The 21,523-nt window shown below is 73.7% G+C and carries 17 protein-coding genes; 13 read left to right on the top strand and 4 right to left on the bottom strand.

Annotation, left to right across the window (positions count from 1 at the left end; all coding sequences use genetic code 11):
* The first annotated feature begins 52 nt into the window (after positions 1–52).
* The 5 genes from FE251_RS10320 (at position 53) to FE251_RS10300 (ending at position 7,677) form a co-directional block, all read left to right on the top strand.
* Positions 53–3,586: a PQQ-dependent sugar dehydrogenase gene (locus FE251_RS10320; protein ID WP_139948716.1), complete on the top strand. Its 3,534-nt coding sequence runs from the start codon at positions 53–55 to the stop codon at positions 3,584–3,586.
* A gap of 66 nt (positions 3,587–3,652) precedes the next feature.
* Positions 3,653–4,666, top strand: coding sequence for a sugar phosphate isomerase/epimerase family protein (locus FE251_RS10315; RefSeq protein ID WP_223147531.1), 1,014 nt, complete (start codon positions 3,653–3,655; stop codon positions 4,664–4,666).
* A 16-nt stretch (positions 4,667–4,682) separates the two neighbouring features.
* Entirely contained in the window at positions 4,683–5,963 is a 1,281-nt protein-coding gene (locus tag FE251_RS10310) for a hypothetical protein (RefSeq protein ID WP_139948715.1), read from the top strand.
* Between the two features lie 94 nt (positions 5,964–6,057).
* Positions 6,058–7,119, top strand: coding sequence for a WxL protein peptidoglycan domain-containing protein (locus FE251_RS10305; protein WP_139948714.1), 1,062 nt, complete (start codon positions 6,058–6,060; stop codon positions 7,117–7,119).
* Positions 7,120–7,191: 72 nt separating this feature from the next.
* A complete protein-coding gene (locus FE251_RS10300; protein WP_139073776.1) occupies positions 7,192–7,677 on the top strand; it encodes an NUDIX hydrolase in 486 nt (161 codons plus the stop codon).
* 42 nt (positions 7,678–7,719) lie between these two features.
* Here FE251_RS10300 and deoD read toward each other — a convergent pair whose 3' ends face one another.
* A complete protein-coding gene (gene deoD, locus FE251_RS10295; RefSeq protein ID WP_139073777.1) occupies positions 7,720–8,436 on the bottom strand; it encodes a purine-nucleoside phosphorylase in 717 nt (238 codons plus the stop codon).
* 138 nt (positions 8,437–8,574) lie between these two features.
* Between deoD and FE251_RS10290 the strand changes: the two genes are divergently transcribed.
* The 6 genes from FE251_RS10290 to FE251_RS10265 all read left to right on the top strand — a co-directional run bounded on the left by FE251_RS10290 (position 8,575) and on the right by FE251_RS10265 (position 16,287).
* Complete coding sequence (locus FE251_RS10290) at positions 8,575–9,609, top strand: 3-oxoacyl-ACP synthase III (protein WP_139948713.1); 1,035 nt, start codon at positions 8,575–8,577, stop codon at positions 9,607–9,609.
* Positions 9,606–12,353 carry an alpha/beta fold hydrolase gene (locus tag FE251_RS10285; protein ID WP_230976395.1) on the top strand — a complete coding sequence of 916 codons (2,748 nt, stop codon included), beginning with the start codon at positions 9,606–9,608 and terminating at the stop codon, positions 12,351–12,353. Before FE251_RS10290 ends, FE251_RS10285 begins: the two co-directional genes overlap by 4 nt.
* Before the next feature lie 101 nt (positions 12,354–12,454).
* Positions 12,455–13,423: an NAD-dependent epimerase/dehydratase family protein gene (locus tag FE251_RS10280; RefSeq protein WP_139073804.1), complete on the top strand. Its 969-nt coding sequence runs from the start codon at positions 12,455–12,457 to the stop codon at positions 13,421–13,423.
* A gap of 82 nt (positions 13,424–13,505) precedes the next feature.
* Entirely contained in the window at positions 13,506–14,336 is an 831-nt protein-coding gene (locus FE251_RS10275; protein WP_456237468.1) for an aldo/keto reductase, read from the top strand.
* A 21-nt stretch (positions 14,337–14,357) separates the two neighbouring features.
* On the top strand, positions 14,358–15,125 hold the full coding sequence (locus FE251_RS10270) for an HAD-IIB family hydrolase (protein ID WP_139948710.1): 768 nt from the start codon (positions 14,358–14,360) through the stop codon (positions 15,123–15,125).
* Between the two features lie 166 nt (positions 15,126–15,291).
* Positions 15,292–16,287 carry a magnesium and cobalt transport protein CorA gene (locus FE251_RS10265; protein ID WP_139948709.1) on the top strand — a complete coding sequence of 332 codons (996 nt, stop codon included), beginning with the start codon at positions 15,292–15,294 and terminating at the stop codon, positions 16,285–16,287.
* A gap of 10 nt (positions 16,288–16,297) precedes the next feature.
* On the opposite strand, the gene FE251_RS10260 is transcribed toward FE251_RS10265, so the two are convergent.
* Complete coding sequence (locus tag FE251_RS10260) at positions 16,298–18,124, bottom strand: ABC transporter ATP-binding protein (protein ID WP_139948708.1); 1,827 nt, start codon at positions 18,122–18,124, stop codon at positions 16,298–16,300.
* A gap of 143 nt (positions 18,125–18,267) precedes the next feature.
* Here FE251_RS10260 and FE251_RS10255 point away from each other — a divergent pair, with 143 nt between their 5' ends.
* Entirely contained in the window at positions 18,268–18,645 is a 378-nt protein-coding gene (locus FE251_RS10255) for a MarR family winged helix-turn-helix transcriptional regulator (protein ID WP_139949316.1), read from the top strand.
* A gap of 228 nt (positions 18,646–18,873) precedes the next feature.
* Here the strand turns inward: FE251_RS10255 and FE251_RS10250 are convergent, their stop codons facing one another.
* Complete coding sequence (locus FE251_RS10250) at positions 18,874–19,239, bottom strand: GntR family transcriptional regulator (RefSeq protein WP_139948707.1); 366 nt, start codon at positions 19,237–19,239, stop codon at positions 18,874–18,876.
* Positions 19,240–19,308: 69 nt separating this feature from the next.
* Complete coding sequence (locus FE251_RS10245; RefSeq protein WP_139948706.1) at positions 19,309–19,629, bottom strand: thioredoxin family protein; 321 nt, start codon at positions 19,627–19,629, stop codon at positions 19,309–19,311.
* Between the two features lie 78 nt (positions 19,630–19,707).
* On the opposite strand from FE251_RS10245, the gene FE251_RS10240 reads away from it, so the two are divergent.
* Positions 19,708–21,465, top strand: a complete 1,758-nt coding sequence (locus tag FE251_RS10240) for a hypothetical protein (RefSeq protein ID WP_139948705.1) — start codon at positions 19,708–19,710, stop codon at positions 21,463–21,465.
* Positions 21,466–21,523 lie beyond the last annotated feature (58 nt).

Genomic DNA, 21,523 nt, shown 5'->3' with positions numbered 1-21,523 from the left:
GACGAGGGGCCCGGTCCCAGTGATGAACCCTGAGAAGGAGTTGCACCACGCTATGGATGCTAACAATTCCCGGACACGACTGCGCCGCGGGCTCGCGGCGACGGTCGCCGGGGCCCTGACGGCGGCCGGCCTCGCGGTCGCCGGTGTGCCCGCGATGGCGCACGACGGCGTCGACCACGATGCCGAGCCGGGCGCCGCGGCGGCGCTCGACTGGTCCAACTACGAGAAGGTCACCCTGACCAAGGACGTCGGCGAGCCGATCGACATGGCCGTCCTGCCCGACGGGCGGGTCCTGCACACCGCCCGCAACGGCGACGTCCGCCTCACCGACCCGAACACGGGCGTCACCCGTGTCATCAACACGATCCCCGTCTACGCGAACTCCGAGGACGGGCTCCAGGGCATCGCGATCGACCCGGACTTCGCGGAGAACAACTGGGTCTACCTCGTCTACGCCCCGGTCGAGCTCTCCGGGACCTCCCCCTCCACGGGCCGCCCCTACCCGGCCTCCACGCCGGTGGGCAACGCGCCCAACACCCTGCCCGCGGGCCAGGACGAGACGTACTGGGACCAGTGGCTGGGCTACAACGTGCTGTCCCGCTTCCAGTGGGACGCGGAGAGCAACTCCATCGACCTCGCGTCCGAGCAGGAGCTCCTCAAGGTCGAGGCCCAGCGCGGGCAGTGCTGCCACGTCGGCGCCGACATCGACTTCGACGGCGAGGGCAACCTCTACCTCAGCACGGGTGACAACACCCCGGCGAGCACCCCCGGCGCCAACGGCTTCGCGCCGAACAACGACGCCCCGGGCCTGAACCCGGGCTTCGACGCGCGTCGCGGCGCGGGCAGCACGAACGACCTGCGCGGCAAGATCCTGCGGATCGACGTCCTCGAGGAGATCGAGGCCGGCGTCGAGCCCGGACCCGGCGCCACGTACACGATCCCCGAGGGGAACCTCTTCACGGGCGAGGAGTACGACGACGTCCGCGACAAGGTCCGCGAGGAGATCTTCGTCATGGGTGCCCGCAACCCCTTCCGGATCGAGGTCGACCCGGGGACGAACTCCCTGTCGTGGGGCGACTACGGCCCGGACGCGAGCAGCGCGGTCGCCGCGGCCAACCCGAACCGCGGCCCGATGGGCTACGTCGAGTGGAATGTCGTGTCCCTGGACAACCCGGTCAACGCCGGGTGGCCCTACGTCCACGGCCCCAACGCCCCCTACAACGAGTGGGACTACGCGACGGCGAGCCCGCGCGAGTTCTTCGACCCGGAGGACCTGCGCAACAACTCGCGGTGGAACACCGGCCTCGTCGAGCTGCCCCCGGCCTTCCCGGCCACGCTGTACTACGGCGACAACCCCGGCGACCAGCCGTGGGACGAGCTGGTGAACTTCGGCACCAGCAACGGCCAGGGCCCGATGGGTGGTCCGGTCTACCACTACGACCCGGAGAACCCCTCGACCGCCAAGTTCCCCGAGTACTGGGACGAGAAGAACTTCTTCTCCGAGTTCTCCCAGGACTACATCGCGGCGTTCACGCTGGACTGGGAGTCCTTCGAGGTCACGCACATCGAGGACTTCATGCCCAACCGGGCGCTGACGTTCGACAACGTCCCGCCCATCGACAACCCGATGGACCTCGAGTTCGGTCCGGACGGCTCGCTGTACGTCCTGGACTACGGTGACGGCTTCTTCCGGGCCAACCCGGACGCCGGGCTCTACCGGATCTCCTACGCCGAGGGGAACAAGGCGCCGCGCGCCACGTTCACCGCCACCCCGATCTCCTCCTCCGCGGCCCCGCTCCAGGTGGCCTTCGACGCGTCGGCCTCCGTCGACCCCGAGGGCTCGGCGATGACCTACGAGTGGGACTTCGACGGTGACGGCACCTTCGACGCCACGGGGGCCACGGCTACCCACACCTACACCGAGCTCGGCCTGTACAACGCCCGTCTGCGGGTCAGCGACCCCCAGGGCAAGTTCGGCCTCACCTCCCGGCAGATCTCCGTCGGCAACCAGGCGCCGGAGGTCTCCCTCCGCTACCCGGCCAACGGCGGGTTCTTCGACTGGGGTCAGGTCATCCCGTTCCAGGTGACCACCCAGGACGCCGAGGACGGCACCGAGACCGTCTGCTCCCGCGTGAGCTGGACCTACGGCCTGGGCCACGACGAGCACGCCCACCCGGAGTCCACCGGCACCGGGTGCCAGGGCGTCTTCCGGACCGACCCGAACTCCCCGGAGCACGGGCCGGGCGCCAACCTCTACGGCGCCGTCGTCGTCACGTACACCGACGGGGGCCACAACGGCGTCCCGGCGGCCCGTGGTGAGGCCACCGCGCGTCTCAACCCGAAGACGCAGCAGGCCGAGCACGCCATCGAGCGGCGCGGCGTCGTCTCCTACGCCGACGAGTCCGCCGGCGGCGGCAACGCCGTGCGCGGCCTCGGCAGCGGGGACTTCCTGCGCTACGACCCGGTCAACCTCGTGGGCATCGACGGCGTGACCGTCCGGGCCTCCGGCGGCGGCCAGGTCCAGCTGCGCTGGGGTGCCGCCGACGCGGCACCGTTCGCCACCGCGCAGATCCCCGCCGGCGCGGGCTGGAAGGACGTCGAGGTGACCTTCGCGGACGCCCCTACCGGCACCGGACAGCTCTTCGTCACCTCCGCGGACGAGCTCGCCGTGGACTCCCTGGTCTTCCGCGGCCCGGGCATCTCCGACGTCCAGGTCCCGACCGTCGCGCACACGCTGAACCCGGCCGCGCCGACGGGCGTCGGTGGCGTCTACAACGTCCCGGTCCGGCTCTCGGTCCAGGCCCAGGACAACGGCGCGGTCCAGACCGTGCAGTACTCGGTCAACGGCGGGACGTCCTGGTCCAACCTCGCGGCGAACCAGCAGTTCGGTGTGACGTTCTCCGACGACGGCGCGTACACGGTCCTCTACCGGGCCACGGACGCGGCCGGGCTGGTCTCCGAGGTCGGCACTGTCTCCTTCACCATCGACCGCGCGGCCCCGAACGAGCCGACGGTCGAGTCGACGACGCGTGCGTCGGTCACCTCCCTGCGGACCGTCTACGGGACGCCCGGCGAGGTCGTCGTCACCGTCTCGGGTGAGGGTGGTACGCCGTCCGGTGAGGTCGTCGTCACGAGCGGTGGCCGTGAGGTCGGGCGCGGGACGCTCAGCGAGGGCTCGGCGACCGTGGCGCTCGACGAGCGCCTCGCCGTCGGGACGCACACGCTGGGTGTCGCCTACCTGGCCGACGGGACCTTCAAGGCCTCGCAGACCACGGCACGGCTCATCGTCACCAAGGCGTCGACCGTCCTCACCGCCGAGGTCGCGTCGGTCAAGCCGGCCGTCGCGGCGAAGGTCGACATCCACGCCGAGACCGTGACGGGCCTGCCCGGGTCCGGCGAGGTCACCGTCCAGGTGAAGCGCGGTGTCTCGACCGTGGCCATGCTCAAGGCCACGCTCGACGAGAACGGTGACGCCGTCGTCACCCTGCCGAGGCTGGCCGCCGGGACCTACCAGGTCACGGTGGTCCACACGGCGACCGCGAACACCACGGCGAGCTCGGTCATCACGAGCCTCGTCGTCAAGTAGTCAACCCCCTCCGTGCGGGGCCGGCCGTCCGCCGGCCGGCCCCGCACCCCCACTCGAAGGAGAGTCATGAGTCACGAGCACGCCCACCCCACGATCCCCAACCGGCCGATGAGCCGCCGCAGCATGCTCAAGGCGCTGGCGGCCTCCTCCGTGGCCGTCGGTCTCGGCGCCGCGGTCGGCACCACCGCCGGTGCGGCTGTCGGCTCCATCCCCGGGGCCGCACCCTCCGGCGGCCGCAACCGCCTCGTCCCGCTGAACAAGCTCGGCATCATCCTGTACAGCGTCCGCGACAAGCTGAGCGGCGCCAACAGCATCGGCTTCCGTACGCTCTTCGAGGAGCTCGCCGCGATCGGCTACTCGGAGATCGAGTTCGCCGGCTACACGCAGGGCGGCGCCGGCGAGATCACCCCCGCGGAGATCCGTCAGCTCCTCGACGACAACGGCCTGCGGGCCGTGGGTGCCCACGTCAACCTCAACCCCTCGAACATCGACGAGCAGCTCGACATCGCCGAGACCCTCGGCATGCCGCACCTCGGCCAGGGTGGCGCCGTCACGAACAACAACACCGTCGCCGGGTGGGGACAGGCCGCCGACAACTGGAACCTCATGGGCGAGAAGGCCAAGGCCCGCGGCATCAAGCTGTACGCGCACAACCACGCGGGCGAGTTCGGCTTCCTCAGCGACGCGCCGAACACCCGCCGCTACGACTTCTTCATGGAGAACACCAACCCCGACTGGGTCTACCTCCAGATGGACGTCTACTGGGCCCACGTCGGTGCGCACCAGTTCCCCGGGTTCCGCCCCATCGACTACATCAACGCCAACCCGCGCCGATTCCCGCTCCTCCACCTCAAGGACGGAAAGGTCAACCCGGACGTCGGCAACGGGTACAACTACGTCGAGTTCGGGGTCGGCGACATCAACTTCCAGGAGTTCCTGTCCGCCACCCGCGACCGCGGCCAGCGCTTCGGCCTCTGGGAGCAGGACGACGCCTCCACCAACCCGGCGCCCGGGTACGAGCGCGACTCGCTGGGCAACGCCGCCCGCAGCTACGAAGCCATCGCCGCCCTCCGCGGCTGAGAAGGAGAGACCTGACATGATCCTCAAGCACTGGAAGACGCCGACCGCCGCGATCGCGGCTGCGGCTCTCGTCGCGATCGCCGCCCCGTCGGCGAGCGCGGCCACGACCGACTGCACCGACGACCTCGGCGACGCCACCATCTCCGGGGACCTCGTCGTCCCCGACGGCGCCACCTGCGTCCTCGGTGGGGCCACCGTCAACGGCAGCATCACCGTCGGCGCCGACGGCTGGCTCGACGCCACCTCGGTCACCGTCGACGGCGACGTCATCGGTATCGACACCTACGGCATCTCCCTCGACGGCACGTCCGTCAGCGGCGACGTCGTGTCCTACTCCGAGGGGCTGCGCGGCGGCTTCCTCTACCTCAACGACCTCGCGGTCGGCGGGAACGTCGAGGTCGGTGGCATCGACGTCGAGATCAACGACAGCTCGGTCGAGGGCTCCGTGTCGACGCTCGCCGCCAACTACGTCGACGTCCTGCGCACGAGCATCGAGGGCGACCTGTCCATCGACGGCAGCGGCTGGGGAGTGTCCCTCGCCGGCACGGTCGTCACCGGCAGCGTCGTCGTCAGCGGCAGCTCCCGCGACGTCCTCATCGGCGCCACCGCCGACGGCGGCGCGGACCAGTGGGGCAACACGGTGGGCGGCGACCTCACGCTCTCCGGCAACACCGCCAACCTCCAGGTCGCGGGCACGACCGTGCTCGGCACCGTCGTCCTCGACGGCAACGAGCCGGCCGCGAACTTCGGTCCCGGCAACACCGCGGGCACCGTCGACGGCGAGTACTCCGGTTCCGCTCCGGCGGCCGGTCCCGCCGACGGCGACCAGTCCGTCGTCGTCGTCGTGCCCGAGCCCGACGCCGGTGAGTTCGTCTGGACGATCGACTCGACGAGCAACCTCGTCGACCTCGGTGTCGCGGTGGAGAACGGTGACCACTTCGTGGCCGACGGCACGCTCAACCCGGTCCGCGTGACCGACACCCGCATCGACGCCCCGCAGTGGTCGATCTCGGGTCAGGTCTCCGACTTCCGCGCCGGTGACGAGACCGTGTCGGGCAAGTACCTCGGCTGGACGCCGCAGGTGCTGGAGAACGACGGCGGCGCCGTCGCCGGCGCCCCGGTGGCCTCGGGCTTCGACGAGGGAGAGGGCCTGTCCGTCTCCCGCACGCTCGGCAGCGCGGACGCCGGTCACGAGCGCGGGTCGGCCCTCCTGGGCGCCGACCTCGAGCTCAAGCTCCCGGTGTCCGTCGAGTCGGGCACGTACAACGCGACGCTGACGCTCACCGCGCTCAGCTGACCCAGACCGGTGCCGCCCCGCCCGGGACCCACCCTCGGGCGGGGCGGCACCATCCACCTCGCACCACCCGTTGCACCCCGGAAGGACAGTCCCCATGGTCGCCACCGAGAGCCGCCGCCTCCTCGCCACGCTGCTCGCGGCGCTCGCCGTCGTCGCCGTCGTCCTGCTCGGGTGGCCCGGACCCGCCTCCGCCACCACCGAGCCGGAGGAGGTGACGTGGGGGGTGAAGACCGCCGACAACGCGCACGGCGAGGCGCGGGCGAACTACCAGTACGAGCTCACCCCCGGCCAGACCCTGGACGACGCCATCGTCGTCACCAACTACTCCGAGCGGGAGCTCACCGTCGCGGTGTACGCCGCCGACGGGTTCCTCAACGAGAGCGCCCAGCTCGACCTGCTGCCCGCCGGCACCCCCTCCGAGCACGTCGGCGCGTGGGTCACCCTCGCCGCCGACGAGGTGACCATCGGCGCCGGGGAGGCCGTGGAGATCGACTTCCGCCTCACCGTGCCGCCCAACGTCACCCCCGGGGACTACGCCGGCGGCATCGTCACCTCCCTCGGCCCGGCCGACGCCGGTGACGGGCTCAAGGTGGACCGGCGCCTGGGCGCGCGCCTCCACCTGCGCGTCGAGGGCGAGCTCGAACCGTCCCTGGGGATCAGCGACGTCGAGGTCGAGCACTCCGGCTCCTGGCTGCCGTGGGAGGCCGGGGTCGCCACCGTGACCTTCACACTGGAGAACACCGGCAACGTGCGGCTCAGCGGCCGGCACACGGTGAGCTTCTCCGGGCTGCTCGGCCTGGGGGGACGCAGCTCCGTCGTCGTCGACCTCGAGGAGATGCTGCCGGGGACCAGCTTCCAGCGCACCGTCGAGCTCGAGGGAGTGTGGCCGCTCGTGCGCACGACCGGCGCGGTCATGGCCGAGGGGGCACCGGTCGGCGTCGAACGCCTCATGCCGCTCGCCCGCGCCGAGTTCGCCGTGTGGACCCCGCCGTGGTCCGTGACGCTCGGCCTCGCCGCGCTCGCCGGGCTCGTCGTCCTCTCCCGCCTGCGGGCCCGCGCGCGCCGCCGGGCCGAGGACCGCCGCGTGGCCGCCGCCGTCGCCGAGGCGGTCGCCGGCGCAGGCCTCCCCGAGCCCACAGCCACCGCCCCCCGCTGACCCGGTCCCTCTCCTCCGTTCCCGCCGAGCGCTGGATCGTGCCCGCCCGGTGGGCGGGCTAGGGTCGGCGGCGTGCCCGTCCCGCCGTTCATCACCGCCCTGCGCGAGCATGTGGGCCACGACCTGCTGTGGCTGCCCGGCGTCACCGGCGTCGTCCTCGACGCGCGTGACCGGGTCCTGCTCGTGCGCCGCTCCGACACCGGGCGGTGGGCCCTCGTCTCGGGGATCCTCGAGCCGGGGGAGCAGCCCGCGCTCGGCCTGCTCCGCGAGGTCACCGAGGAGACCGGCGTGCGCGCCGAGGTGCTCGCCCTCACGGCGGTCCGGGCGGGCGAGCCGGTGACCTACCCCAACGGCGACGTCGCCCAGTACCTCGACCTCACGTTCTGGTGCCGTCACCTCGACGGCGAGGCGCACGTCGCCGACGACGAGGCCACGGCCGTCGGCTGGTTCGAGCTCGACGCGCTGCCCGCCGACCTCACGCCGTCGTCCCGGCAGCGGCTCGCCGACACGCTGGCCTACCGCGCGGACCCGGCAGCGGGCCCGCGCCTCGAGCGGTGAGGTCGCCGGCCGGGCACCTCACGTGCCCGGCCGGCGTCACGCTCAGTCGGACAGGGCCGCGGCGACGGCGAGGGACAGCGCGCCCTGGAACGTCGTCTCGCGCTCCTCGGCGCTCATGTCCTGGGAGCTGTCGAGGAGGTGGTCGGAGACGGTGAGCACGGTCAGCGCCTGGCGCCCGAGCTCGGCCGCCACCCCGTACAGCGCGGCGGCCTCCATCTCCACGCCGAGCACGCCGTAGGCGCCCAGCGCCTCGGTCTGCCCGGGGACCTTGAGGTAGAAGTGGTCGCGGGAGACGATCGTGCCGACGTGGTAGTTCTCGATGCCCTTCTCGCGGGCGGCGCGCACGGCCGCCTCGGCGAGCTCGAAGGAGGCGACGGCGGAGTAGTTGATCCCCGGGATGCGGTGCTGGTTCATCGCCGAGTCGGTGTGGGCGCCGAGGCCGACGAGGACGTCGCCGACCCGGACCTTGGGGGAGATGCCGCCCGCGGTGCCGACGCGGATGATGCGCTGGACGTCGTACTCGCGGAAGAGCTCGGTGGCGTAGATCGTCGCCGAGGGCTGGCCCATCCCCGAGCCCATGACGCTCAGCGGGCGCCCGTCCACCGTGCCGGTGAAGCCGAGCATGCCGCGCACGTCGTTGACGAGGCGGGCGTCGGGCATGAGCATCTCGGCGATGCGCTGGGCCCGCCGGGGGTCGCCCGGCATGAGGACCGCGGGGGCGAAGTCGCCGGGGGCTGCGGCGATGTGGGGGGTAGGCATGGGATCTCCTGGGACGGGGGACGGGGTGGGTTCATGCTGCCACGCGGGCACACCGGCGAGCCGGGACCCGATGTGTGGCCGGGCGCACACACGCCCGTCCGTGTGCGGCCTGTCCTGGACCGCCGTTAAAGTCGTCTGGTGACTCCCGCTGGTAACGCGACTTTCCGCTACTCCAACGCGGCCCTTCTCGCCGTCACGCACATCGAGGCGCCCGTGCGGGTGTCCTCGGCGCGATTCGAGGACGAGCTGGCGCCGACGCGCCGGCGGCTGCGCCTGCCCGACAACCTGCTCGAGCGGGTGTCCGGGGTGGTGGAACGGCGCTGGTGGGAGCCGGGGACACGGTTCGACGACCCGGCGATCGAGGCCGGCGCCAAGGCGCTCGCCGAGGCCGGGGTGGACCCCGCCCGGGTCGGGCTGCTCGTCAACACCTCCGTCACCCGCACCCACCTCGAGCCGTCCGTCGCGGTGCGCGTGCACCACGGGCTGTCGCTGCCGCCGTCGGCGGTGAACTTCGACATCACCAACGCGTGCCTCGGCTTCGTCAACGGCATCATGCTCGCCGCGACGATGGTCGACGCGGGCCAGATCGACTACGCCGTCATCGTCAACAGCGAGGACTCCCGCGGCACCCAGGAGACGACGCTGCGACGCCTGTCGCGCCCGGAGGTCACGCGCGAGGACTACCGCCGCGAGTTCGCCTCCCTCACCCTCGGCAGCGGCGCCGCGGCCGCCGTCATCGGTCGGGCCGACCTCCACCCCGGGGGCCACCGCGTCGTCGGCGGCGTCTCGCGGGCGGGCACCGAGCACCACGAGCTGTGCGTGGGCAGCCTGGACGGCATGTTCACCGACACCAAGGGCCTGCTCGAGGGCGGTCTGCCGCTCGTCACCGCCGCGTTCACCGAGGCGAACAACGGCGCGGGCTTCCGGTGGTCGGACATGGACCGCTACGTCACCCACCAGATCTCCACGCCCTACACGAACGCGATCATCGAGGCGATCGACCTGCCCGCCGACCGGGTGCCGATCACCTTCGCCTACTGGGGCAACGTCGGACCGGCCTCGCTGCCGATGACGCTCGCGGCGCAGGCCGACTCGCTCGCACCGGGGGACCGGGTGCTGTGCATGGGGGTGGGGTCGGGCCTCAACACGGCGATGCTCGAGCTCGAGTGGTGAGCCTGCCGGGCCTGGAGGCGCGCTGGCGGCGTCACGTCACAGTGCCGGGCACGGGGGAGGACCCGCCGGTCACCTGGCACCTGCTCGACAACGAGCCGGACCTCACCGGCCCGCCGCGGGGCACGCTGCTCGCCGTCCACGGCAACCCGACGTGGTCCTACCTGTGGCGCGCGCTGCTGCCCGCCGCCGCCGCGCAGGGGTGGCGCGTCGTCGCCGTCGACCAGCTCGGGATGGGCTACTCCGAGCGTGACGGGCGGCTGCGGCGCCTGGGCGACCGGATCGCCGACCTCGGCGCGCTCACCGACACCCTCGGTCTCACCGGGCCGGTCGTCACCGTGGGCCACGACTGGGGCGGGGTCGTCTCGCTCGGCTGGGCCGTGGAGCACCCCGAGCTGCTCGCCGGCGTCGTCGTGACGAACACGGCCGTCCACCACGACGACTCCTCCCACATCCCTGTGCTCCTGCGCCTCGCCGGCCACCCGACCGTCCACGGCTGGGCGACGAGCGGGACCAGGACGTTCCTGCGCGCCACGCTCGCGCTGGCCTCCCCGCCGCTGGAGCCGGAGGTCCGCGCCGCCTACCTCGCGCCGTACGACGAGGACAGGCAGGCCGTCGCGGACTTCGTCGCCGACATCCCGGCCGGCCCGGACCATCCGAGCCGTCCGGCGCTCGACGCGGTGGCCGACGGCGTCGCCCGGCTCACCGTGCCCGCGCTCGTCCTCTGGGGCCCGCGCGACCCGGTCTTCCAGGGGCGTTACCTCGAGGACCTCCTGCGGCGCCTGCCGCACGCCGACGTCCACCGCTTCGAGGGCGCAGGCCACCTGCTCACCGAGGACGCCGACGTCGCCGGAACCGTCGTCGCCTGGCTCGACTCCCGGTTCCCCCGCGAAACCCCGCTCTCGAGCGAAACCCCGCTGTCGGCGCAAGGGGTGGCGACCACATCCCGCGGCGACAGCCGAGTTGTGCGCGACAGCGGACTTTCGCCCGACAGCCGAGTTGTGCGCGACAGCGGACTTTCGCGCGACAGGCGAGGTGTGCGCGCCAGCGGGGTTCTGGAGGACGACCGACCGCGGTCGCTCACGGCCGTGCTCGAGGACCGGCGGGAGGACGACAGCCCGGCCGTCGTCGCCCTGCACCCGGGCAGCACCGAGACCGTCACCTGGCGCGAGCTCGCCACCCGCGTGCGCCACCTCGCACTCGCCCTGCACGACTCCGGCGTGCGGCCCGGGCAGCGCGTCAGCCTGCTCATCACCCCGGGCGTCGACCTCACCACGGCGCTGTTCGCGTGCCTTCGGCTCGGCGCGGTCGCGGTCGTCGCCGACCAGGGCCTGGGCCTGCGCGGCATGAGCCGCGCGATCCGCGGCGCCGGACCGGACGTCGTCATCGGCATCGAGCGTGGCCTCGTCGGCGCGCGAATCATGGCCTGGCCCGGACGGCGCATCGCCGCCACCGAGCTGCCCGCTCCCGCCGCCCGCGCCCTGGGGGTGAGCGACACCCTGCCCCGCCTCCTCGCCCGCGGCGCCGGCCTCGAGCGGGCGGGCATCGCCCTGCCGCCCGAGCCGGACCTCGACGACGACGCCGCCATCCTCTTCACCTCCGGGTCCACCGGGCCGGCCAAGGGCGTGCGCTACAGCCACCGCGGCCTGTGCGGGATGCGCGACACCCTCGCCGCGACCTACGGGCTGGGCCCCGGGACGCCGTTCGTCGCCGGGTTCGCGCCGTTCGCGCTGCTCGGGACCGCGCTCGGCTCGCTCGCCGTCGTCCCGGACATGGACGTGACGGCGCCCGCGACGCTCACCGCCTCCGCGCTCGCCGACGCCGTCCGCGCCGGGGGAGCAGCGGCCGTCTTCACGTCGCCGAGCGCCCTGCGCAACGTCCTGGCCACGGCCGCGGACCTCACGGCCGAGCAGCGCGAGGCGCTCGCCGGGGTCAGCCTCTTCCTGTCCGCCGGCGCGCCGATCCCACCAGAGCTGCTCGCCCGCGTCGCGGAGGTCATGCCGGACGCGGATGCCCGCACGCCCTACGGGATGACCGAGGTGCTGCCGGTCACCGACATCGGCCTCGCCGAGATCCGCGACGCCCTCGCCGACGTCGGCACCGTCCCGGGCGCGGGCGGTGGCACGTGCGTCGGTCGCCCCGTCCCGGGCACCGAGGTGAGCATCGTCCCGCTCGACGACGGCGCCGCCACCGGCGAGCCGACCACCGCGCCGGGTGTCACCGGCGAGGTGCTCGTCGCCGCGCCACACCTCAAGCGCACCTACGACCGGCTGTGGGCGACCCAGCGGGCCAGTGCCGACCACGCCGGGCGCCACCGCACCGGCGACGTCGGGCACCTCGACGCGCGCGGGCGGCTGTGGGTCGAGGGCCGCCTGGCCCACGTCGTCACCGCGCCCGGCGGCGTCATCACCCCGGTGGCCGTGGAGCACGCGGCCGAGCGCGTGCCTGGCGTGCGCAGGGCCGCGGCCGTCGGTGTGGGACCGGCCGGTACCCAGCAGCTCGTCGTCGTCCTCGAGACCGACCCGTCGGTGGACCGGCGCTCGGGCTCGGCGCCCTCCCTCGCCACGCCCGGTCTCACGCGGGCCGTGCGGCGCGCGGTCGGCGCCGACGTCGGCGTCCCGGTGTCCGCCGTGCTGCGCGTGCCGGAGCTGCCGACCGACGTGCGGCACAACGCGAAGATCGAACGCGGCCGCATCGCGCGCTGGGCCGAGCAGGCCCTCGCCGGCGGCCGGATGGGCCGGCCGTGAGCGGTGCCCGGGGGCACGGTGTGTCCCGCGGCCGACGGCACGCGGCCGCGACGGAGGAGCCGACCGGGCTGCGCGCCGTCGCCGGGGAGGAGCCGGTGCGGCTGCGGGTGCTCGTCACCGGCGCGAGCGGCATGCTCGGCCGGCGCACAGCCGAGCGGCTCGTCGCCGCCGGGCACGACGTGCGCACCTTCCAGCGCCGCCCCGCGGGCGTCCCCGGCGCGCACGACGCGCTGGGGTCGCTCACCGACCCCCGCGCCGTCGCCCGGGCCGTCGAGGGGCGCGACGCCGTCGTCCACCTCGCCGCCAAGGTGTCGGTGAGCGGGCCGCTGCGCGAGTTCGAGCAGGTCAACGTCGAGGGCACGCGCACGCTCCTCACCGCGGCCCGGATGGTCGGGGTGCGACGCTTCGTCCACGTGTCATCGCCGTCGGTCGCGCACACGGGCGGGTCGCTCGTCGGCGACGGCGCAGGTCCGGCCGAGCCGGAGCGGGCCCACGGGAGCTACGCGCGCACCAAGGCCGCCGCCGAGCTGCTCGCGCTCGCCGCCGACGACGCCGACCTCGCGGTCCTCGCCGTGCGCCCGCACCTCGTGTGGGGTCCGGGGGACACCCAGCTCGTCGCCCGCATCGTCGAGCGCGCGCGGGCGGGACGGCTGCCCCTGCTCGACCACGGCGCGGCGATGGTCGACTCCGTCTACGTCGACAACGCCGCGGACGCGCTGGTCGCCGCCCTGGAGCGGGCGCCCGAGGCGCACGGCCAGGCGCTGGTGGTGACGAACGGGGAGCCGCGCCCGGTGGGCGACCTCATCGCCGGGATCTGTCTCGCCGCGGGGGCGCCGCCGCCGGGCTGGCGGGTGCCGGCAGCGCTGGCCCGGGTGGCCGGCGGACTCGTCGAGGCGGTGTGGGCCGTGCGCCCGGGCCACGACGAGCCGCCGATGACGCGCTTCCTCGCCGAGCAGCTGTCCACCGCCCACTGGTTCGACCAGCGCCGCACGCGCGAGGTCCTCGGCTGGGAGCCCGCCGTGAGCCTGGACGAGGGCCTGGCCCGCCTCGCCGAGCACTACCGCGGCTGACCCCCGGCCGACCCGCCGGTGCGCCCGCTGCTGCGGGGCGCACAGCCTGTCTCGTCGGGCGCGACGGCCGGCTGTCGGCAGAATGGGGCGCATGGTTCCCCTTCTCACGCTCAACGACGGCAGCCGCATCCCCGCCATCGGCCTCGGCACGTACCCGATGAAGGAGGACGCACCCACGGCGGTGCGCAGCGCCCTCGAGCTCGGCTACCGGCTCGTCGACACCGCGGCGAGCTACGGGAACGAGGAGGGCGTGGGGCGCGGCATCGCCGAGTCCGGCGTCCCGCGCGAGGAGATCGTCGTGACGACGAAGCTGCGCGGGCAGGACCAGGGCTACGAGTCCACCCTCCGCGCCTTCGAGACCTCCCGCCGCAAGCTCGGCGTCGAGTACGTCGACCTCTACCTCATCCACTGGCCGCTGCCGCGGGTCGACAAGTACGTCGACTCGTGGCGCGCGATGATCACGCTGCGCGAGGAGGGCGTCGTCCGCTCGATCGGCGTCTCGAACTTCTCCGCCGCCCATCTCGACCGGATCATCGCCGAGACCGACGTCGCCCCCGCGGTCAACCAGATCGAGTTGCACCCCTACTTCACCCAGCGCGACCTGCGCGCCGCCGACGCCGAGCGCACCGTGCTCACCCAGTCGTGGCGCCCGCTGGCCCGGGGTGCCGAGCTCCTCACCGAGCCGGTCATCGAGCAGATCGCGGGCCGGCACGACGTCGAGGTCTCCCAGGTGGTGCTCCGCTGGCACGTCCAGCTCGGTGTGCTGCCCATCCCGAAGTCCTCCAGCCCGGTGCGCCAGCGCTCGAACCTCGACGTCTTCGGGTTCGAGCTGAGCGAGTCGGAGATGGCGCAGATCACTGCGCTGCACCGGGGGCGGCAGGGCGGGGACCCGGACGTCCACGAGGAGTTCTGAGCCCGCTTGTATCCTGGGCCGATGCCTGCAGCTCGCCTCGTCGCCTTCGACCTCGACGACACCCTCACCCCCTCGAAGTCCCCGATCTCCCCGGACATGGCGCAGGCACTGGCCGAGCTGCTCGCCGTCGTCCCGGTGTGCATCATCTCCGGCGGGCAGCTCGAGCAGTTCACCACCCAGGTCACCGACCGTCTCGACATCGACGACGACGCCCGCACCCGCCTGCACCTCATGCCCACGTGCGGCACGCGCTACTACCGGTTCACGGGCGGCGCGCTCGAGCAGGTCTACGCCCACGACCTCACGCCCCAGGAGCGCGCCGACGCCACGACCGCCGTCGAGGAGCAGGCCCGGCGCCTGGGCCTGTGGGAGGACGAGACGTGGGGCCCGGTCCTGGAGGACCGCGGCTCGCAGATCACGTTCTCCGCCCTCGGCCAGCGCGCCCCGCTCGAGGCCAAGCGCGCGTGGGACCCGACGGGGGAGAAGAAGGAGCGGCTACGCGCCGCCGTCGCCCCCCTGCTGCCGGGCCTGGAGGTCCGCTCCGGTGGCTCGACGTCGGTCGACATCACCCGTAAGGGCGTGGACAAGGCCTACGGGATGACCCGCCTGGCCGAGCACACCGGCATCGACCTCGCCGACATGCTGTTCGTCGGTGACCGCCTGGACGAGGGCGGCAACGACTACCCGGTCAAGGCCCTCGGCGTCCCGTGCCTCGCGGTCTCCGGCGCGGAGGAGACCCCCGCCGTCGTCCGCCGCATCGTCGCCGACATCACGGCGGCGACCGCCTGAGGTCCGGAGCCGACCACACGCCGGTCCCGGCCCGCGTTGCGGGCGGGCAGGAGCGGGAGCACCGTGGGGCCGGGCGCGAGTCGCCCACCTGCGGGAGCCCGCCGGTGGGCAGCGGTGTCGCCCCGCAGCGGTGACCCCACCCTGCGAACCGGGCAGGAGGCACACCGTGGCCGTCGTCAACAACTCCGTCTACGTGGGCGGTGAGCGGATCGCGAGCCCGGACAGCCTCGCCGCGACGTACGAGCACCTCCGTGAGGGGAACGCGATGGCGTGGATCGCCATCGACGACCCGGACGAACGTGAGGTGCACTCCCTGGGCGAGGCCTTCGACCTCCACGCGCTGCTCCTGGAGGACATGCTCACCGGCCACCAGCGGCCCAAGCTCGAACGCTACGACGGCGTCGTCTTCGTCGTGCTCACGACCACCACTCTCCACGACGCGACGGGCGAGCTCGTCGTCGGGGAGGTGCACGTCGTGCTGGGACCGCGCTTCGCGATCACGATCAGGCGCGCGCAGTCGCCGGACCTCGAGGTGACGCGGGCGCGGCTCGAGGGCGACCGCGAGCTGTTCGCCCTGGGGCCGAGCTCGGTGCTGTACGTCGTGGCCGACCAGGTCGTCGACGACCACGCCGGCGTCGTCGAAGGGCTGGACAACGACATCGACGACGTCGAGGACGACCTGTTCGCGGGCCGCGAGTCGGCCGAGCGCATCTACGCCCTCAGCCGTAGGGTCATGCAGCTCCAGCGGGCGACCCGGCCGCTGCCCGGCATCTTCGAGACGCTCGCGCGACGCCCGGACGACTACGGGGCGCCGCAGGGGCTGCGGGAGTACTTCCGCGACGTCGACGACCACGCCATCCACGTCCTGGACCGCGCCGAGACGCTCCGCTCGCTCCTCGACAACGCGCTCAACGTCAACCTCGCCCACGTGGGCAAGGCGCAGAACGACGCGAGCCTGGCGCAGAACGACCAGATGAAGAAGATCTCCAGCTGGGCGGCGATCTTCTTCGCGCCGTCGCTGGTCGCGAGCATCTACGGCATGAACTTCCGCTACATGCCGGTGATCATCGAGTCGAGGTGGGGGTTCATCATGTCGCTGGTGATCATGGTGGCGGGCGGCGGCGTGCTCTACGTCATCTTCAAGTGGAACAAGTGGCTGTGAGCGGCGCGGGTCAGCCGGCGACCAGCGCCGGGCCGCGCTCGGCGGCGGCGACGAGGGCGGCGTAGTGCCCGCCCTGCGCGAGCAGGGTCTCGTGGTCGCCGACCTCGACGAGCCGGCCGCCGTCGACGACGGCGATGAGGTCGGCGTCGCGGACGGTGGAGAGCCGGTGGGCGATGGTGATCGTCGTGCGGCCGTGGCTGAGGACGTCGAGCGCCTCCTGGACGGCGTGCTCGGTGCGGGTGTCCAGCGCGCTGGTCGCCTCGTCCAGGACGAGGACGCGCGGGTCACGCAGCAGCGTGCGGGCGATGGCCAGGCGCTGCTTCTCCCCGCCGGAGAAGCGGTGCCCACGGGCGCCGACGACGGTGTCGTAGCCGGCGGGCAGCGCGGTGATGACGTCGTGCACCTGGGCGGCGCGGGCGGCGGCCTCGATCTCGGCGTCGCTGGCCTCCGGCCGCGCGTAGCGCAGGTTCTCGCGCACGGTCGTGTGGAGCAGGTAGGTCTCCTGGGAGACGACGCCGACCTGCCGGGCGAGGTCGGTGAGGCTGAGGTCGCGCAGGTCGACGCCGTCAAGCAGGACGCGCCCCTCCGTCGGGTCGTGGAGCCGGGCGACGAGACCGGCGATCGTCGTCTTCCCGGCGCCGGACTCCCCGACGAGCGCGAGCCGCGTCCCGGCGGGCACGTGCAGGTCCAGGCCGCTGACGGCGTCGGCGTCGGCGTCGGGGTAGCGGAAGGTGACGGCCTCGAAGGTGACGGCGCCCGGACCGGCCGCGGCGGGCAGGGTGACCGGCTCGGCCGGGTCGTCGATGTCCACCGGCAGGTCGAGGTACTCGAAGATGCGGCTGAACAGCGCGAGCGACGCGGTGACCTGGACGCCGGTGTTGAGCACGCCCATGATCGGGCGGAACAGCCCGGACTGGAGGGAGACGAAGGCGACGAGCGTCCCGATGCTCACCTCGCCGGAGCCGGGCAGGCCCGCGGCGAGGTAGATGAGGGCGGGGATCGCGGAGAAGATGATGCTCGTCGTCGCCATCCGCCAGCGCCCGGCGAGCTCGGAGCGCATCTCGAGGTCGACGAGCTCGGCGGAGGACTCGGCGAAGCGGCGGCGCAGCTCGGGGCCGGCGCCGAGGGTCTTGGCGAGCAGTGCCCCGCTGACCGACAGCGACTCCTCGACCTGGCCCTGCAGGTCGGCGAGCGCGCGCTGGCGGCGGGCGGTGAACTCGCGCCGCATGCGCGCCACCCGGCGGGTGAGCCAGATCGCCGGCGGCAGCACGACGAGGGAGAACAGCGAGAGCTGCCAGCTCAGGGCGACCATGGCGATGATGGTGCCGATCGCCGTCGTGACGTTCGCGGTGACCGCCGTCGCGGTGCCGGTGACGACCTGCTGCATCGAGCCGATGTCGTGGGTGAGGCGTGACTGGACCTCCCCGCCGCGGGTGCGGGTGAAGAAGGACATCGGCTGACGCTGGAGGTGGGTGAAGACATCGGTGCGCAGGCGGTGCATGACCTCCTGCCCGACGGCGGTGGAGATCCACGTCTGGACGACACCGAGCGCCGAGGACAGCACCGTGACGGCGAGCATCCCGGCGACGAGGGTGACGAGCAGCCGCAGGTCCCGGTCCGGCAGGGCGACGTCGATGACGTGGCGGGTGAGGAACGGGGTGGCCAGGCCGAGCGCCGAGCTCAGCGCGATGAGGCCGACGACGAGCAGCAGCCGGCGCCGGTGGGGCTTGAAGAGCGCGGCGATCCGGCCGAGGCTCACGGGGTGGGTGTCGAGCTGGGCGCGGTCGGCGGGGTCGAGCCGCGCGGGGCCGTGGGAACGGAAGGAGGGGCTGGACATGGGCCGTCCTCGCTTTCTGCCCGGTGATCGTCGCTGCGGTCGCGCCGCCGGCGGTCCAGGCGATAGGGAGGTTACCTCACTATGTGGGTGGCCCGCTACTGTGAGGTCCCGTGGACCGCGACAGTGACCTCAGCGACTCCCTCATGCAGGCGGGCCGTGCCCTGCGGCGACGCTGGTGGACGGCGCTGGAGGAGTGGGACGTCTCCCCGCACCAGGCGCGCGCGCTGCGCACCGTGTGCGTCCAGGGGGAGGCCCGGCTGAGCGAGATCGCCGCGAAGCTGCGCATCGCCCCGCGGTCGGCGACCGAGGTCGTCGACTCCCTCGAGCAGCGCGGCCTCGTCGAGCGGCGTCCCGACCCCGCCGACCGGCGGGCGGTGCTCGTCGTCGCCACCGACGCCGGCCGCGAGACCTACGCCGTCACCGACCACGCCCGGCACGCGGCCGCCGCCGAGTTCTTCGGACGGCTCTCCGACCCCGAGCGCGAGCAGCTCGCCACCCTCCTGCATCGCCTCCTCGACTGACGCCGCCGGGCCTGCGGCGCCCTGGGCGGCACCGGCGCCGCACACCGGGAACACGCCTGGCGCCACCCACCCCTGCCGAGCGCTGGATCGTGCACCGTGCAGATTCCAGCTCTCGGCGGGGGAGGAGGAGGGGCGGCGTCGAGGCCGCGCGCGCCTTCGGTGTGGACTTCTGGACCCAGGAGGTCCGAAAGTCCACACCTAGTGCGGTCGACGTCGACCCTGGAAGGTCTATCCGCGCATCGAGCGGCGGACGAGCGCGAGGGCGGCGTCGACGTCGAGGCCGAGGTCACGCACCGTGCGCGCGTAGGTCGCCGCCGCGGCCTCCGCGGCCGCGCGGGCCTCCTCCCCGCGCCCGGCCGGCGCGGCGACGAACGTGCCGGCCCGGCCGCGCCCGACGAGCACGCCGTCCGCCTCGAGCTCCCGGTAGGCCCGTGCCACCGTGTTCGGGGCGATCCCGAGCTCCTCGGCGAGCCTGCGCACCGGCGGCAGGCGGTCACCGGGCCGCAGGCTGCCGCCGGCGACCTGCGCCGTCACCTGCGCGTGCAGCTGGGCGAAGGGCGGCTCGGGGGAGTCCGGGTCGACGCGCAGGGTCATGCCGTCACCTCGCGGTCGGCGCGGGGCAGGGGGGTGGTCATCGTCGTCTCCTTCGGCGGACGCGGCGGGTCAGGACGGGGTGAGGCGGTCGAGCAGCTCGCGCACCGCCGCCAGCCGCGGCACGCCCTCGACCCGGGCGAGGACGTCACCGTCCGCGGAGAGCAGGAGCACGGTGGGGGTCTCGGTGATCTCCAGGCGCTCAGCCAGCACCGGGTGGTGCGCGACGTCGAGGTCGACGTGCCGCACTCCCGGCGTCGTCCCCGCGACGCGGGCGAGCAGGCCCCGCGCGGCGCGGCAGGGTGCGCAGAAGCCCGAGGAGAGCTGGAGGAGCGTGGCGCGCTCGCCGAGCGGGCCGTCGAGCGCGTCCGCCGGGATCGAGGTGGCGGCCATCGCCCCGATCCTCCCACGCCGCGCGGCGGCGACGTAGTGTGGTGGTGGCTCTCACCCCTACCCTCCGGAGGCCTCTTCGTGACCCGCCGACGTCCGCGCGCCCTCGTCCTCACCGGGGCGCTGTGCCTCGCGCTCACCGCGTGCGCCGCGGACGTCCCCGCCGAGCAGGCCTCGCCCGCCGCCTCTCCCTCCCCGACCCCCGAGCCGGGTCCCGAGCAGGGCACCGTCCGCACCTCCGAGGCGGCGGCGACGGTCCTGCCCACCGGCGGGCTGGCCCTGGCCGCGAGCCAGACGTTCTTCGACCGCGCCCCGGTCGTCGTCCTCGCCGACGACGCCGATCCGGCCTCCCAGCTGCGCGCGAGCAGCGTGGCGCTCGCGGTCGGCGCGCCCGTCCTCCTCGACGACGACGGCGCCGCCCTCGCCACCGAGCTCGACCGGCTCGACGCCGACTGGGTGCTCACCGTCGGCGACGCGACGCTCGAGGCGAGGCCCGGCGACGAGACCACGCCCGAGGCCACGCCCGACGCCGAGGACGCGACCGGCGACGTCGTCGTCGTGCCCGCGCCCGCGGACGACGCGGCCCTCGCCGACCTCCTCGGGACGACGGCCACCGAGCCGCTGCCCGCCGAGGCCGGCCGGGAGGTCGCCGCTCTCGCCGGGGTCGAGCGGGGGTCCTTCACCCCCCTGCAGGCGCCCGTCGCCGAAACGGCGCCGTCCGACCCCGCGACCGCCCCCGCCACTGCCGCGCCCACGACCGAGCCCGAGACGCAGACCGCCGAGCTGCCCCGCCTCGAGCTGCCCGAGGCGCTGCCCTCGACCCTCGCCCTCACGACCGGGGACGCGACCGAGCTGCTCGCCGCCGCGACGGCACGCGCCGCGGGCGCGCACCTCGCCGTCGTCCCGGGCGGCGACCCCCGCGCGACGAGCGAGACGGTGGCGGCCGTGAGCGGAGCGGGTGCCGAGCACGTCGTCGGGCTCGGTGACGCCTTCGGCGACGCCGAGACGCTCGGCTGGCGCGCCGCGACCGCGGCGACCGGCGTCGAGCTGCCCGGCGGTGGCCAGCTCGTGTTCCCGGGCAAGCGCTACGTCGCCCTCTACGGCAGTCCGGTGACCCCGGCGCTCGGGGTGCTGGGTGAGCAGGGGACCCCCGAGACTGTGGCCCGCGCCGCGGAGCACGCGGCTGCTTACGACGGCCTCACCGAGGACACGGTCGTGCCGGCCATGGAGATCATCGCGACCGTCGCCTCCGCCGGGCCGGGCACCGACGGCAACTACTCCACCGAGTGGCCGGCGGAGGACCTGCGCCCGCTCGTCGAGGCGGCGGGGGAGGCGGGCCAGTACGTCGTCCTCGACCTCCAGCCCGGCCGTGCGTCCTTCCTCGAGCAGGCCCAGCAGTACGCCGACCTGCTCGCCCTGCCGCACGTCGGGCTGGCGCTGGACCCGGAGTGGAACCTCGGCCCCGACGAGGTGCACATGGTGCGCATCGGCTCGGTGAGCGCGGCCGAGGTCAACGAGGTCGTCGACTGGCTCGCCGACTTCACGCGCGAGCGGAACCTGCCGCAGAAGCTCCTCGTGCTCCACCAGTTCCAGGTACGGATGATACAGACCGTCCCGGAGGTCGACCGTTCACGCTCCGAGCTCGCCGTGCTCGTCCACGCCGACGGCCAGGGCGGGCAGGGCGCCAAGCAGAGCACCTGGCGCACCCTGCACGAGCACGCCCCGGACATCGAGTGGTGGGGCTGGAAGAACTTCTACGACGAGGACTCCCCGATGCTCACGCCCGAGCAGACGATGAGCCAGGTGGACCCGGTCCCGCACTTCATCAGCTACCAGTAGGCCCGCTCTGGCAGCACCCGAAATCCGTTGAGGTCGAGCACACGCGTGTGGCACGTTC

Source organism: Georgenia wutianyii, from assembly GCF_006349365.1.
Taxonomy (GTDB): domain Bacteria; phylum Actinomycetota; class Actinomycetes; order Actinomycetales; family Actinomycetaceae; genus Oceanitalea; species Oceanitalea wutianyii.
The sequence above is the reverse complement of the archived record's forward strand: the minus strand, read 5'-3'. Positions and strand labels throughout refer to the sequence as shown.

Coding starts and splice junctions, on each gene's coding strand:
- FE251_RS10320 (WP_139948716.1), top strand. CDS start 53: ATGGATGCTAACAATTCCCGGACACGACTGCGCCGCGGGCTCGCGGCG.
- FE251_RS10315 (WP_223147531.1), top strand. CDS start 3,653: ATGAGTCACGAGCACGCCCACCCCACGATCCCCAACCGGCCGATGAGC.
- FE251_RS10310 (WP_139948715.1), top strand. CDS start 4,683: ATGATCCTCAAGCACTGGAAGACGCCGACCGCCGCGATCGCGGCTGCG.
- FE251_RS10305 (WP_139948714.1), top strand. CDS start 6,058: ATGGTCGCCACCGAGAGCCGCCGCCTCCTCGCCACGCTGCTCGCGGCG.
- deoD (WP_139073777.1), bottom strand. CDS start 8,436: ATGCCTACCCCCCACATCGCCGCAGCCCCCGGCGACTTCGCCCCCGCG.
- FE251_RS10275 (WP_456237468.1), top strand. CDS start 13,506: ATGGGGCGCATGGTTCCCCTTCTCACGCTCAACGACGGCAGCCGCATC.
- FE251_RS10270 (WP_139948710.1), top strand. CDS start 14,358: ATGCCTGCAGCTCGCCTCGTCGCCTTCGACCTCGACGACACCCTCACC.
- FE251_RS10260 (WP_139948708.1), bottom strand. CDS start 18,124: ATGTCCAGCCCCTCCTTCCGTTCCCACGGCCCCGCGCGGCTCGACCCC.
- FE251_RS10255 (WP_139949316.1), top strand. CDS start 18,268: ATGCAGGCGGGCCGTGCCCTGCGGCGACGCTGGTGGACGGCGCTGGAG.
- FE251_RS10250 (WP_139948707.1), bottom strand. CDS start 19,239: ATGACCCTGCGCGTCGACCCGGACTCCCCCGAGCCGCCCTTCGCCCAG.
- FE251_RS10245 (WP_139948706.1), bottom strand. CDS start 19,629: ATGGCCGCCACCTCGATCCCGGCGGACGCGCTCGACGGCCCGCTCGGC.